Source organism: Priestia sp. HNGD-A6, from assembly GCF_045784335.1.
GTDB classification, from domain to species: Bacteria; Bacillota; Bacilli; order Bacillales; family Bacillaceae_H; genus Priestia; species Priestia zanthoxyli.
Genome location: NZ_CP138621.1, coordinates 3710773 through 3724181, shown reverse-complemented (window position 1 = coordinate 3724181; position 13409 = coordinate 3710773). Strand labels below are relative to the sequence as shown.

Here is a 13409-nt window from a genome sequence, read left to right as displayed (position 1 = left end):
CTACAATTTTTGAAAACGCTTTCTATTTGAATTCTGTTTCCCTTTTGCCTCCTTTCTAAAAAGTGATGTTTATAGTAATGTATTCTTCGTATTTAACCGAAAGAATTCATTTTTCTTTGTGCGCATTGAATATTCGTTCACCAATCACGAAAACAGAATATTTTGTATTTTTGTTATATAATATTAGATGAACGAACCAATCCAGTTCGTTCATCTAGCAAGGAGACATAACAAGGGGGATATGGGATGAATTACGAAGTGAAGCATTTAAAAATTAATTTTAAAACGCTAGAAGAGTTCAAGAAATTCAAAGAATATGGCATTCAAGAACTTTCAATGCTAGAAGAATTACATGCCAAGATTTCCGATAATGAAATAAATTCTCCGTTTTACGGCATTTATTTTGGAAATAGCTTAGTGGCTCGCATGAGTCTCTATAAACGAAACAAACAGTACGATCAATATTTCGAGCCGCCTCAAACGTATATTGAAGTGTGGAAACTTGAAGTGCTCAGCGATTTTCAGCGCAAAGGATTAGGTCAAACGCTCGTTGAATATGCCAAATCCTTTCAATTACCTATCAAAACAAGCCCGCGAGTAAAATCGAGTGATTTTTGGTCAAAAATGGGGTTCGTACCTGTAACGTATGATATCGATCGTGATTTGGGAGAAAACCCTCTTATTTGGCTACCAAACGGTGTAAGCGAACAAAAATAAACAGCTGATTTCCAGCTGTTTATTTTATATCTATGTGGTATATATGATTAACATGAGGTAAAGAGCATTCAAGCTTTCGCTTTACTTTTGAACTTTTTCTAAATTTAAATTTTTATCCACTTGAAATTTCACTTTTCTACTTTTTTCATCCTCTTTTAATACAACCATTTTACGAGCCCTCTCCATAATTTCAATAAGAGCTTTATAGTCATCTTCCACAATTAACAAATTGTTTTGCAAAGCTTTTTTTTCTTTTTCCAAAATCGTTACTTTCTCTTGTAAACGTTCAATCTTTTGCTGCAGTTCTTCATTAGCTTCGAGAAGCTCCGACGAGTGTTTTTGCCCTTGATCTACATTTTCTAAATACTTAATTACCTCATTAAGCGAAATATGTTTCTCTGCTTCCATATATGATAAGCGTGCAGGCTGCTCGTCGTCTTTTGAAACAGTTCTTGCTTTTAATTCTTTTCTCTGTTTTTTCGCAAGGTCAATACCAGTCTTGTATTGTTTGCGCACAAAAGAATTCCAGCGGAAGCCACAAGCTGCTGATGTTCGTGTAAGTTTCTTCCCCACTTCTTCAAATGCAGCTAGCTGAGTGCCACCTTCACGTATATGACGCAGTACAATTTCTGCGAGTAATAAATCTTCATCATGAGTCCATGCATCTTGACGAGAAGAAGTCATTTTTCTATCCCTCCTTATCCGTACTTATTAAATGAATATGCACCTACTAGATAAGATAGACTATTGTTCCTCTTCTCAATCAAGAAAATCTTTCATATACTTTGAAGCAAAATGGGAAATCCGTGATTCTTTCATCTTTTGCTTATTAACTATATTGCTATGGAAATGCAGTTCATAACTATGTTTTTTTAATGATGACCTTTTGAACCGCTTCTTCATGCTCAGGCGATTCCCACAATATCGAACAGCGATGAATTTCTTGTTCCATTCGATTCCAAACCCGGCTTTGCTCCCATTTCTCAATAGCGATTTCTTTGTAAGCTTGCAATACTTGGGTCGATTTATGAGTAATAGGAGCTAACCACTCCTCACACCTCATAGTTAGCTCTTTAAACGACGTAACATAGGAAAGAAATCCAATTTGCTTTGCTCGTTCTACTCCATACAGCTGAGCACTGTAGATCATTTCCATCGCTTCTTGATACCGCAGCTTTTCAAGAAGAATGGTTCCTCCTCCCCAGCCTGTTGTAATTCCTAAATTCCCTTGAATAAAGCCCATTTCGCTATGTGTTGCACTTATACGGAAGTCACATGCAATCGCAAGCTCACATCCCCCCCCAACCGATGTTCCATTCAAAAGGGCAACTGTTGGTTTTGGGAGCGTTAAAATTTCATAAAGAATTCTCCCCATTTTCGTTAACATTTGAGACGCCTCTTTCGAAGTCTTTAGCTCATGAAATACGCTTAAATCTCCTCCACTGCAAAATGCGTCTGAACCAGCACCTGTAATTACAAAAGCTTTTACTAACTGATTATGTTTCACATAATCTACAGCTTGCTGCAGTTCATTCATCACATCATAATCAATGGCATTACGCTTTTCAGGGCGATTAATCACAAATGTAGCAATGCCTTGGCTTGTAGTAAACAGCTCGCTTTTTTTCATGCTTTTTCCTCCTTATGGACAAGGTATGAATCCTTTTACAACAGTAATTGTTTATTTAAAAAGAGTTCTTGTTCTATAAGAAAAATCCTTCTCTTCCAAAGGGCAGAGAAGGAAAAAAGGCAAAAAAAATAAAAGACCCTTTAAGAGGGTCTTTTATTTAAATAAGCAATTATTTGCTTACTACGTCATTTCCTTTGTAAGTACCACAAGCTTTACATACGCGGTGTGATAGTTTCATTTCACCACAATTTGGGCACTCTACCATACCAGGAACTTGTAATTTAAAGTGCGTACGACGCGTTCTTTTCTTCATTTTAGATGTTCTTCTAAAAGGTACAGCCATTATTCCCACCTCCTTAAAAGAATTTTAAAATCATATGAAGGCCCGAAAGCCGGATCTTCGCATTTTTATTTCTTTTTGTCTTTAAAGAAATTTTCGAGTACGGCTAAGCGGGGATCTACTTTTTCCTGCTGTTCTTCTTCGGTAACAACTTCCCAGTCTTTTCCTGACTGTGGAGCTGCTCCTGCCGCTTGCTGATTTTCACTAAATACCTGCAGAGGAATTTCAACAATAATTAACTCTTGAATCAAAGGTTGTAAATCAACCGTTTCTCCCTCTACAATGCGTACTTCAGCATCTTCTTCATAATCAGCATTCACATTCAATAAAAACGTTTCAGTTGCGTTAATTTCAAACGGATACGGAACGTCAACTAATGTACGAGCACAAGGCAACGTCATTTCTCCTGAAATTTTAAGGTGAAACGTTACTTTCGAAGAGCTAATGTCGGCTCTTCCTTTCACGTTTACATCTGACATTCTACGAATTTGAGGATCAGCATTCATAAACTCTTTGCCGTCAATCACTTCGTCAAATGTTAGACCTTTATTTTGCAACTGATACAATTGATGTATTGTCCATTTCATTGTTAATCACCTCAAGGCAACAAAGGTTATTATAGCTTTCACAAGATTATTTGTCAATATTTTTTCTTTACACTATAATGTACTTAAATATGCTTTTTTGTAAAAATTTCTTACTTTCATAAAAAAACGTTTTTAAAACAAAGAGCTAGACTAAAAATAATAAATTAAAAGGAGACATTATGCAAGCAGTTGGAATAATTGTCGAATATAATCCTTTTCATAACGGACACGCTTATCATTTGCAACAAGCCAAACAACAAACCGGAGCAGATTGTGTGATTGCTGTGATGAGCGGGCACTTTTTGCAGCGCGGAGAGCCTGCTCTTGTATCGAAATGGTCCCGCACAAGAATGGCTTTAGCCGCTGGTGCAGACTTAGTCGTTGAATTACCCTATGCTTTTTCTACTCAAAAAGCTGAAACATTCGCAAGCGGCGCTATTTCTATTTTGGAATCCCTTCACGCTGACTTTGTATGCTTTGGCAGCGAAGATGGCAATATTGACTCATTTACCCGCACCGCTGATTTGCTCGAAGCTCATGAATCAGAACTATCTGCCTTAATTCAACAAGAGATGAAAAAAGGAAACAGTTATCCAAAATCAGCTTCCAATGCTTTCTTACAGCTTTTCACGGAGGCTCCTATTGATCTATCTCAGCCAAATAATGTGCTTGGAATGAGCTATGTAGCTGCCATAAAAAAACAGCATGCATCTATTAAACCATATACAATCACTCGAATTCAATCACATTATCACGATGATTCCCTGTCTTCCTCTTTTATTTCAAGCGCTACAAGCATACGTAAAGCTATTTTTGACAGCAGCAGCCATGGGGACCTGGGCAAGCATATGCCAGTTAGTACAGCAAACGAATTAGCAGCTTACAAACAAGCACACGGACAGTTTCATCATTGGGAGCACTATTTCCCATTTTTGAAATACAAATTATTAACTACTCCACTTTATGACTTACAGCGTATTTATGAAATAGAAGAAGGTATTGAACATCGACTGCTATCTTATATTTCTTCATCTACTTCATTTGAAGATTTTTTAACAAATGTTAAAACGAAGCGATATACGAGAACCCGTTTACAGCGCATGTGCGTTCACCTTTTAACCAATACAACAAAAAGTGAGATGCAACAAGCTGATCCTTATATTCGCTTATTGGGAATGTCAAAGACCGGACAAGCCTATTTAAAAACAATTAAGAAAAAGCTGTCCCTTCCTATTGTATCCACTGTATCGCAATGTAAACTAAAAGAAATTGATACCGATATTAAAGCGACACATGTTTATAGTACGCCGTTTCAGGAGCCTCTGCGCTCTCAGTTTATGAAACAAGAATATACGCAGCCTCCTATCATTTGGCCATAAAAAAATCGTCTGCAAGAGACGATTTTTTTATGGTTTCAGCTTTTCTAAATAGGTTACGGCATCCGAAAATGAATCTACGGGTACAATTTTCATATCACTGTTTATTTTTTTGGCTGTCTTCACTGCTTCTCGGTAGTTAGAGCCAGCAGCCCCTTTTTCATTTGGTGCAAAGAAAATCTCTGCTCCTTCTTTATCTGCGGCTACAATCTTTTGTGAAATACCTCCGATTGGTCCTACCTCTCCTTTATCATTGATAGTCCCTGTACCTGCAACGCGGTGGCCTTTTGTCATGTCCTCTTTAACAAGCTGATTATAGATTTCAAGTGAGAACATCAGTCCCGCTGAAGGCCCTCCTATTTTTTCAGTATCAATATGTATATCGGGCTTGACTTTTAATTCTTGGTTCGTTTCTAAGGCAATTCCTAGGCCTACTCGTTTCGGCTCGTCAGGAAATGCTTTAACTTTTAGAGTATGTTTGCTTTCTTTGCCATCTCTTTTTACATAAATTAATACTGAATCTCCTGCTTTTTTAGTCGATACGTAGTTGATTAAGTCCTCAGCAGTTTGAATTTTTTTCTCATCTACTTTTGTCACGACATCTCCAACATGAAGTTTTCCATGTGCAGGCATATTTTCTACAACATATGTAACATATACGCCTTTATTGTGGTAGGAAACGCTCTTTCCAGCTGCTTCATATGCTACTGAAATAGCGGCATTTTTTGACGTATCCATCATATGTAATTGCCTTGTCGAGTAATCTTCATCGCTTTCACCCTGCTGCAAAATTTGCTTTGTAGGGAAAATTTCATGAAAGTCCTGTATTTTCGCAAGACCATATGAAAGAGGAGTTGCTCTGCCCATTCTTACAGTTGTAAGCATAAACGTCCCTTTTTCATGGTATCCATCTTCTACCTTAATAATAGGCGCAAGTTCTTCTGCCATTCCAGGCTTTGTAATGTAGTACGGTAATGGATAAAAACAAAGCATTGCCACCACTGCAATAACAGCCAAATATACCAAAATTCTAATTCTAGATTTCACTTTTTTTGTTCTCCTTCCAATGATCAATTGCTTGTAGAATAGAAGGCAACTGCTCATGTGCTGCTTGTTCACCAATTGACATCATTTCTTGAATGTTTGTAAATGCTCTGGAACTAAAAGTATCGAGATTAGGACGAATCATAACGTCTGAAGCAATAGTTCGGTGAGCTACTAGCTCATCTTGCAAAATATCTAAACTTTGCATAATGACATCAAAAATGGAGCTGATTTCTGCATTCACTTTCGCTTTTGATACATCGACTCCAATGACAATATCAGATCCCATCTCTTTTACAACCGATACAGGAATACGGTCCACTACCCCGCCGTCTACAAGCAATCGCCCATCAATTACTTCGGGAGCAAAGATTCCTGGAATTGAAATACTTGCTCTCACCGCTTCAGCGATAGGTCCTTTTTTAAACACCACTTTCTCTCCTGTTTTCAAATCTGTCGCTACAATGGCAAACGGTATAGATAACTGTTCAATGTTTCTATTTTGCGTAAAAGTGCGAACCAACGACTTTACTCTGTTGCCCGTAATAAATCCCATTTTTGGCACGGTAAAATCCAAATAATACTTTCGTTTGAACGTTAGCGCCATTTTATAAAGAGTTGCCAGTTCAATACCTGACGCATATAGTGCACCAACTAAAGCTCCCATGCTGCTGCCAGCTAGAAAATCAATAGGAATGTTATTTTCTGTTAGCGCTTTGATTACTCCTAAATGTGCAAAACCTCTAGCTCCACCTGAGCCTAACGCAACTCCTATTTTTGGGCTTTCCACTTTACCTGCCCCCTCGTTTTACCTTATAGACTTCTAAAAATGTAAAAATGTAAAAACTTTTGATGAGCTTCTCTATCATTGTTGCCCTGTCTTCAATAGGACTATTCTTCATTTTCTATTTGTTCATTTTGTATGAAGCTAAAGATATGTTTTGCTCAATTAACGGTGGTTATTAAGCATTATACTATACTGAAGGTTGTTTTAAGAAATTCTTACTCTTCTCTTGCTGCGTATACGTTTTTTTACTCCTTGACTATTCTAGAAGTGCATTGATTTATGTATATGAATTGTATTTCCAAATGTGACAAGACGCCTTTTTATTCAGTATGAATTTATTTTCTCCTTACACATAGGCATAAAGTCGATGCATAGCTTCGTATATTGATATATAGAAGAACTTGTACATTTGCCTAAAACTCCTCATTTCATTCCTATCAAAATGACGTGAGCTTAGAAAAGGAGATGAATCGTTCGTTGAATAAATCGATGGTGAAAACACTTCTGCTCGGGACGAGCGTAACACTTCTCGCTATTGCGCTTATTGTATATCCAAAAGAAGCGCTAGAAGGTTCAGTAAGAGGTCTCAACACATGGTGGAAGGTCGTCTTTCCTTCTCTGCTGCCCTTTTTTATTGTTTCAGAAATGCTTATTGGGTTTGGCGTAGTGAAGTTCATTGGGATCTTATTAGAGCCGTTTATGAGGCCTTTATTCCGAGTACCTGGAGTAGGGGGTTTTGCTTTAGCAATGGGCATGGCTTCTGGATTTCCTTCAGGTGCAAAAATCACTTCCCGGCTGCGCCAAGAAAAACAGCTAACAGCTATTGAAGCTGAAAGACTCGTATCATTTACTAACTCATCTAACCCTATTTTTATTTTTGGAGCTGTGGCAGTTGGCTTTTTTCACAATCCAGCTGTCGGTATCATATTAGCTCTCTCTCATTACATAGGGAATATTTGTGTAGGACTGGTGATGCGGTTTTATGGATCAGCAAAACCTAAAGGACAAGTAATTCAAAAACCTTCTTTATCGTTAGCTTTTCACGAAATGCATAAAACGCGATTAAAAGATAAGCGTCCTATCGGGAAGCTTTTAGGAGATGCGGTTACTTCTGCAGTTCAGTCTCTCTTAATGATTGGCGGTTTTATCATTTTATTTTCTGTATTAAACAAACTTTTATATGTGACTCATATCACGGCCGTTTTAAGCAGCGGTCTAGCTTATTTATTTTCCCTTTGTCATATAGGGACTGAGCTGAGCCTTCCCTTTATTTCGGGGCTTTTTGAAATTACGTTAGGAAGCCGCCTAGCAAGCGAAGCACCGGACACGCTGCTGTTTCATCAAATTATCATCGTTAGCTTTGTATTAGGCTTTAGCGGTTTCTCTGTTCAAGCACAAGTAGCTAGCATACTCGCCGAAACAGATATTCGATTTTTCCCGTTTTTTATTGCCCGAATTTTTCACGGCTGTTTTGCGGTAGTATTCACTATCTTTCTATGGGGTCCTCTTCGGGAATCCATTACTACTTTTCAAGCATCTGAAGGAGCACTGCCGGTTTTTTCTCACTTGGAGTCCGTTACGATTCTATCGCAGTGGCTAAACGTGTACGGCCCGCTCCTAACGATTTTTACGCTGTGCTGCTATATTTATCTATATTCAAAACGAGCGTTTCTTCATCGTTCCTAGTAAAAAAAGAACGTGACGTTTTCTTATCGGCAAAGAAAACGTCACGTTCTTTTTTATCTTATTTTTGAGACAGCTGTTCAAATTTTTCTGCAAGCGCTTCTCTAACAGGGGGAGGAACTAATTCAGAAATATTCCCGCCATATTTAGCTACCTCTTTTACAATACTAGAACTTAAAAACGAGTATTGATTATTTGTCATCATAAATAACGTTTCGATTTCTTTATCTAATACGCGATTTACAGATGTGATTTGCATTTCGTACTCAAAATCTGATACTGCACGCAAACCTCTTAAAATGGTCTTTGCCTGCTTTTCTTTTGCATACTCCATTAATAATCCGCTGTACGACTCTACTACCACATTAGGAAGTGATTTTGTTACTTCTTTCAGCAAAGCTACTCGCTCTTCCCCTGTAAATAGAGGACTTTTTGAGGAGTTATTTAAAACAACCACATAAATCGTATCAAATACATTTGCGCCTCGTTTAATAATATCAAAATGTCCATTCGTAACTGGATCAAAGCTTCCTGGACAAACAGCTATACTGCCCATACGTATCCCCTTTCTACATCTAACAGCTCATTGATTTATTCAACTGATTCTTCTTTCTTGTATGTATAAATAGAAACACCAATGATACCGTACGTTTCGCTTTTTATTTTTTCAAATAAACCAATCTCATTATCTAAATGTACATCATGAGAATGCTCCGCTACAATAATTCCTGTTTTTGCCAGAAGGTTTTCTTCACTTACCGTTTCGATAAGCGCTTTCAACTTTTGTGCTTTATACGGTGGGTCAAGCAAAAGTAAATCGACAGTCAGCTCCCTTTTCTTTATCGCTTTCAGTGCACGCTCTGCATCATTTCGATACACTTCAGCGCGGTCTTCTAACCGACAGGATGCTAAGTTTGCTTTAATCGTCTGAATCGCTTTGCCATCCCGATCCACAAAAATGACTTTATCTATTCCTCGACTTAGAGCTTCAATTCCCAAGCCACCGCTTCCACCGAACAAATCAAGAGCTGTTCCACCTTCAAAAAACGGTCCAATCATATTAAAAATAGCTTCTTTCACCTTATCTGTTGTAGGGCGGGTTGAGTATCCTGGAACCGCCTTTAACGCATGGCCTTTATATAAACCTGCTACTACTCTCATCCTTATCACTACCTTACTTTTACTTCCTTATTCTTCATTATCCTAACATATTTTGAATTACAAAGACTAGCAAAAATCCTCAATTTATTCAATGCTGTATGCATTCTGTGCAATAACCCAGCAGCTTGCTTTTATGCTGGACTTTTACAACCGTCTCCTTACATACACCTATGCAGATCATTCGGCATTTCGTTCGTAAAAGATTTCCTTTACTTTAATATGTCATCATAAACGTAAATTCACCCTTTTTCTCTGTCATGTTATCAGTCTTTTATGTTTTAAAAAGTGAATTTCACGAGACAGGTATATGAACGTTTAAAACGGACATACTGACTAGTAACAACATCATCTAACCGATGTTGTTGCCAACCGCGGAGAAGACTTACGTTTCCCCATAAGTTCTTCCTCCGGTTTCTCCTCTCCCTTTGCCTTCATCAAGGTGCTTGTAATCGCAGAGGTGATTACACCCCTTTATTGAAGGGCCCTACAATGAGTAGTTGTAGGGATTTTTTTATTTACTCCTAAAATATTCAGTGATACATTAAACTACGTGAGTTTGCTTTTTTAATACATAGAGGGGGAAATACATATGATTCAGCGTTTTATTGAGCTCGGAGAAGGGTATTCAGATATTTATGAGCTGTTAGAGATTGTCAAAAGCAACAAACATCGTCTTGCCCATCTTATTATGCTGCGAACAGTAAAAGAAGATCGACAAGTAGCTTCTTTTGTCGCTGTCTTGCATCCAACAGCTGAAGGGAATTTCCAACCGCTTTACGTTTGCCGAGAAGGAATTGTTTTAAAACAAAACGACAGCAAGCGCGTTGAGTTATTTAAACGAGCAGCTGAGGAAGCGGGAAAAGAAATTGTGGTACTCGATGTCAAACCGTCTACTACCTTTCCAGAAACAGCACTATACTATCAGCACCTTATTGGCATTTTGCGAATGAACCGCTTTATTCCGCCAATGCAATAACCTCATCCCTGCCTATTCGTTTGCTAAGGCCAAGTAAAATAAAAAAAGGAATGTACATTACATTCCTTTTTTGTTTAAATTCCTATCTTATAGTCATATTCCTTCGCTTTATCCGGCTTTGAATTTTCGAATTCTGTTTTTAAAAACGGCCGATAAGAAGGATCTACTTTCTTCACAAAAGGTAGAGACTGAAGTTTATGGATTGTTTTTTCAATGCCATCTTGGTTGCAATATAAGACAACATACTTTAATTCTTTAGATACGTAATGTACATTTCCGTACTTTCGCAATGCTTTTGCTTGCTTAACAGAATGCACATACGCCACAATTCCTTGACGTTCAACAAACATATTTAGTTCCCCTTTTGCATACGTTATATTGGTTTTCTTTATCATAAATTCTTTTATATGAAGTAGGTGCTTTATGTATGAATTTAGATGATATCTGGATGCTCTTTCTTACTCATTTTAACGAGCACAGAGCTATTGAACAAGTCATTTTCAAAAAAATCACAAATATACCCTTTTTGTATATAAACACATCAATTGAGCGTAGAAAAATAGATGAGCTTCTAGAAGCTTCATCTATTTTTGCTACATCCAATACAAATGCTATGTGGCGCTCAAGTTTTGTCAGAAGTCAGCATCTTACTTATGTCTATCAGCACAGGTTTTACGTTCCACAGCGTAAAATGGCCTGCTGCGGAAATTCCTGTGCTGATTGCGTTCGATTTATACAGTGAACGGCTTATGCGCTGCACCCGCAGCTTCCACCAGATCCGCAGCCACCGCCGCAGCTGCTTCCCGTATCAAAAAACGGATTTCCCGTCGGTACTTTAACATGCTCTGAAACAGCTTGACCAAGGATAACGCTAATTTCATCAAGCAGTTTTTGCAATTCATTTTCTGCTTTTTTGAACGCAGCGATTGTCGCATGTAAATCAACTTGACGCTTTACATCACGTACTTGTCTCGTAATGGTTTTATAGTCAGGATGATATTTTCCAAATCGCTGAACATCCTCATACTGTTCCTTTATTTTCACAAATTGAGCAATTAATGCCTGTGCATGTGAATCTTTATTTAATCTATATAAACATTGACGATAGTTCTCGGCTACGTCTGATTGTAACACCATGTTCGCTACGTGATCAGACTCGTCGAGTAATTCAACAGTTCTCATTGTTGTCAGCATGGCTGTGCACCTCCGTTTTTATCTTATCACGTTTTGGATCTAAAGAAAAAGAACTTGCTAAAACAGCTTACACTGATTTACTACAAGTTCTACTTTTTAACTATATAATTTCAACCGTAAAGGTATTCCTCACTTGATAACTTTCTTCTTTAGATTTCATCAGTTCAATCGTAACAGTATGAGATCCTTTTGGAAGATCACTTAAAACAAAGGCTGCTTGCTTCATTTCTTTAAATGGTTTTCCATCTACTGTGATTTGAAGGAATCCACTCTCTGTTGAAAATGAAAACCCGCTTAGAATACATTCGACGTATACGTTCTGTCCTTTCACATGCTGGTGTACCATCAGTGAAGGTTTTGTATTCATTGCACCAAACGTTTCAGCTGCCCACGGTTGAGAGGAAGTTTTAGTCTCAGGTTTTGGTTTATCATGGTTGCATCCTAGCAGAGAAACTACACATAAGGCCGTCGTTAATAGTAAGCGCATAATACCATTCCTTTATCATTCGTTTCTCCATAGTGTTTACAAACTCTTTATTTTTACTCATGACGTGCAAAAATCTCTGCATCGCTATGTATGCAGAGATCATTGATTTTTCATGGATTGAAACATATGAAACATCATGTTTGCCATTTGAATCGAATTCGAAAACTTTTCAACTTTATGAGGAATGGTTTGTTTGTAGTAGTGTTTGGATTCTAATTCAAATTTCTCCAGTTCTTCAGGATTCCTAGATAAACGCCGGTACCACATTGGCTGTTCACGAACGAAGTCGTTGAGTTTAGGACGAGACTGCATATACTCGTATATATCTTTTCTCATTGCGTTTAATCTTTCCTAAAGCCAAATGGATTCCCTGGCCCGGAAGCTGCTCCTCCACCGGATGGCTTAGATGGCTGAAATTGCTGCAGTACTTGTTGAATATTCGAAATAGCGGAATTTACATTTGTGATATGATTTTGCATTTGATTCAAGTCCATGTTTTTCAGCGAGGATACGATTGTACCCATAATATCTTTTTTCTCCTCTGTGGCAGCAGCTGGTTCAGCCTTTTCACTTTCTTCTGAACGATATGCCTCCCACATTGGGTCTTCTGCACCGAATAAATACCAATCTTCATAAAGCTCTTTCCACGTTTTTTGCTGCTTTCGAACCTGTTCTACTAATTTGGGATGTGATTTTACAAATTGTTTAAATTCCACAACGGACGGATGAAGCTCTCGTTTGGTTTCCTTCACAGTCACTCACCTCATACTTAAATATAGCCTACTATATCTTAGAAAAAGAGAGCTCGTTTCGTGCGCCTATTTCAAAAATTTTTTATAGCTGTTTTTTTGAAGAAGCACGAACTGTGAACCAGTATGTAATGAAAATAGATAAAATGCTTAGCCAGAATGTAAAATAACCAATTTCAGACATATACGCATTGAGCATGCTGTATCTTGGCATCATAGAAAAAACGTAATCAATGATATCATTATGTACGGCCCATACAGCGGCAACCGCTACATGCCATAACTTAATCCGGTAAAACGGTACGTATAAAAGCCCTTGAAAAGCCATTGCTGCATGAGAAGCCATTAACATAAGCATCATCCAATCAATGTATCCTGTTAACACATAGACCAATACATTCATTATAACGGCCCAAATCCCGTATTTAAACAGCGTGACCATGGCTAAAGCTTCAAATAGTGAAAAATGTTTTCCAAGTAAAAGACCGATAAGTACGATAACAAAAAACAAGCTTGCCGTTGGACTATCAGGTACAAATAATAAAAACTTCTTAGGTGTTTCCGCTAATTGACTCCCATACCAAATATATCCGTAGATTGTTCCTAGTATATTTACAATCAGCAAAAGCGTTAAAAAACGCTTATCTTTTAAGGTATACCATAACCAAGCCATTCAGA

General features: G+C 37.8%; 19 protein-coding genes. 5 read left to right on the top strand and 14 right to left on the bottom strand.

Features of this window, described 5'->3' with window-relative positions; all coding sequences use genetic code 11:
* Window positions 1-246: 246 nt before the first annotated feature.
* A complete protein-coding gene (locus SCI76_RS19085) occupies window positions 247-717 on the top strand; it encodes an N-acetyltransferase (protein WP_013058973.1) in 471 nt (156 codons plus the stop codon).
* A gap of 81 nt (window positions 718-798) precedes the next feature.
* On the opposite strand, the gene SCI76_RS19080 is transcribed toward SCI76_RS19085, so the two are convergent.
* The 4 genes from SCI76_RS19080 to SCI76_RS19065 all read right to left on the bottom strand — a co-directional run bounded on the left by SCI76_RS19080 (window position 799) and on the right by SCI76_RS19065 (window position 3274).
* Window positions 799-1401: an RsfA family transcriptional regulator gene (locus tag SCI76_RS19080; RefSeq protein ID WP_028411482.1), complete on the bottom strand. Its 603-nt coding sequence runs from the start codon at window positions 1399-1401 to the stop codon at window positions 799-801.
* 178 nt (window positions 1402-1579) lie between these two features.
* Entirely contained in the window at window positions 1580-2347 is a 768-nt protein-coding gene (locus tag SCI76_RS19075; RefSeq protein WP_275210757.1) for an enoyl-CoA hydratase/isomerase family protein, read from the bottom strand.
* 169 nt (window positions 2348-2516) lie between these two features.
* On the bottom strand, window positions 2517-2690 hold the full coding sequence (gene rpmF, locus SCI76_RS19070) for a 50S ribosomal protein L32 (protein ID WP_013058976.1): 174 nt from the start codon (window positions 2688-2690) through the stop codon (window positions 2517-2519).
* A 65-nt stretch (window positions 2691-2755) separates the two neighbouring features.
* Entirely contained in the window at window positions 2756-3274 is a 519-nt protein-coding gene (locus tag SCI76_RS19065) for a DUF177 domain-containing protein (protein WP_014458367.1), read from the bottom strand.
* Window positions 3275-3453: 179 nt separating this feature from the next.
* On the opposite strand from SCI76_RS19065, the gene SCI76_RS19060 reads away from it, so the two are divergent.
* Window positions 3454-4653 (top strand): nucleotidyltransferase, encoded by a 1200-nt coding sequence (locus SCI76_RS19060; RefSeq protein ID WP_407544115.1) that lies wholly within the window; start codon window positions 3454-3456, stop codon window positions 4651-4653.
* A 27-nt stretch (window positions 4654-4680) separates the two neighbouring features.
* Here the strand turns inward: SCI76_RS19060 and SCI76_RS19055 are convergent, their stop codons facing one another.
* Together SCI76_RS19055 and SCI76_RS19050 are read right to left on the bottom strand one after the other, a co-directional pair.
* On the bottom strand, window positions 4681-5697 hold the full coding sequence (locus tag SCI76_RS19055) for a SepM family pheromone-processing serine protease (RefSeq protein WP_279401088.1): 1017 nt from the start codon (window positions 5695-5697) through the stop codon (window positions 4681-4683).
* Window positions 5687-6484 carry a patatin-like phospholipase family protein gene (locus tag SCI76_RS19050; protein WP_028411486.1) on the bottom strand — a complete coding sequence of 266 codons (798 nt, stop codon included), beginning with the start codon at window positions 6482-6484 and terminating at the stop codon, window positions 5687-5689. The genes SCI76_RS19055 and SCI76_RS19050 overlap by 11 nt, the downstream gene beginning before the upstream one ends.
* Before the next feature lie 474 nt (window positions 6485-6958).
* Between SCI76_RS19050 and ylbJ the strand changes: the two genes are divergently transcribed.
* Complete coding sequence (gene ylbJ, locus SCI76_RS19045) at window positions 6959-8167, top strand: sporulation integral membrane protein YlbJ (protein ID WP_033579758.1); 1209 nt, start codon at window positions 6959-6961, stop codon at window positions 8165-8167.
* Between the two features lie 58 nt (window positions 8168-8225).
* Here ylbJ and coaD read toward each other — a convergent pair whose 3' ends face one another.
* Both coaD and rsmD read right to left on the bottom strand, forming a co-directional pair.
* Window positions 8226-8720, bottom strand: coding sequence for a pantetheine-phosphate adenylyltransferase (coaD, locus tag SCI76_RS19040; protein WP_013058982.1), 495 nt, complete (start codon window positions 8718-8720; stop codon window positions 8226-8228).
* A gap of 35 nt (window positions 8721-8755) precedes the next feature.
* Window positions 8756-9325: a 16S rRNA (guanine(966)-N(2))-methyltransferase RsmD gene (rsmD, locus tag SCI76_RS19035; RefSeq protein ID WP_013084870.1), complete on the bottom strand. Its 570-nt coding sequence runs from the start codon at window positions 9323-9325 to the stop codon at window positions 8756-8758.
* A gap of 589 nt (window positions 9326-9914) precedes the next feature.
* On the opposite strand from rsmD, the gene SCI76_RS19030 reads away from it, so the two are divergent.
* Window positions 9915-10301, top strand: coding sequence for a hypothetical protein (locus SCI76_RS19030; protein WP_013084871.1), 387 nt, complete (start codon window positions 9915-9917; stop codon window positions 10299-10301).
* A 74-nt stretch (window positions 10302-10375) separates the two neighbouring features.
* Here the strand turns inward: SCI76_RS19030 and SCI76_RS19025 are convergent, their stop codons facing one another.
* On the bottom strand, window positions 10376-10651 hold the full coding sequence (locus tag SCI76_RS19025; protein WP_013058985.1) for a YlbG family protein: 276 nt from the start codon (window positions 10649-10651) through the stop codon (window positions 10376-10378).
* A 77-nt stretch (window positions 10652-10728) separates the two neighbouring features.
* Here SCI76_RS19025 and SCI76_RS19020 point away from each other — a divergent pair, with 77 nt between their 5' ends.
* Window positions 10729-11043: a hypothetical protein gene (locus tag SCI76_RS19020; RefSeq protein ID WP_221832053.1), complete on the top strand. Its 315-nt coding sequence runs from the start codon at window positions 10729-10731 to the stop codon at window positions 11041-11043.
* 5 nt (window positions 11044-11048) lie between these two features.
* Here SCI76_RS19020 and SCI76_RS19015 read toward each other — a convergent pair whose 3' ends face one another.
* The 5 genes from SCI76_RS19015 to SCI76_RS18995 all read right to left on the bottom strand — a co-directional run bounded on the left by SCI76_RS19015 (window position 11049) and on the right by SCI76_RS18995 (window position 13404).
* Window positions 11049-11495 (bottom strand): YlbF family regulator, encoded by a 447-nt coding sequence (locus SCI76_RS19015; protein WP_028411490.1) that lies wholly within the window; start codon window positions 11493-11495, stop codon window positions 11049-11051.
* A 100-nt stretch (window positions 11496-11595) separates the two neighbouring features.
* Entirely contained in the window at window positions 11596-11982 is a 387-nt protein-coding gene (locus SCI76_RS19010; protein WP_221832051.1) for a hypothetical protein, read from the bottom strand.
* A gap of 99 nt (window positions 11983-12081) precedes the next feature.
* Window positions 12082-12318: a YlbE-like family protein gene (locus SCI76_RS19005; protein WP_013058988.1), complete on the bottom strand. Its 237-nt coding sequence runs from the start codon at window positions 12316-12318 to the stop codon at window positions 12082-12084.
* Window positions 12319-12323: 5 nt separating this feature from the next.
* Window positions 12324-12734: a YlbD family protein gene (locus SCI76_RS19000; RefSeq protein ID WP_033579755.1), complete on the bottom strand. Its 411-nt coding sequence runs from the start codon at window positions 12732-12734 to the stop codon at window positions 12324-12326.
* An 82-nt stretch (window positions 12735-12816) separates the two neighbouring features.
* Window positions 12817-13404 (bottom strand): DUF1405 domain-containing protein, encoded by a 588-nt coding sequence (locus SCI76_RS18995; protein WP_028411492.1) that lies wholly within the window; start codon window positions 13402-13404, stop codon window positions 12817-12819.
* Window positions 13405-13409 lie beyond the last annotated feature (5 nt).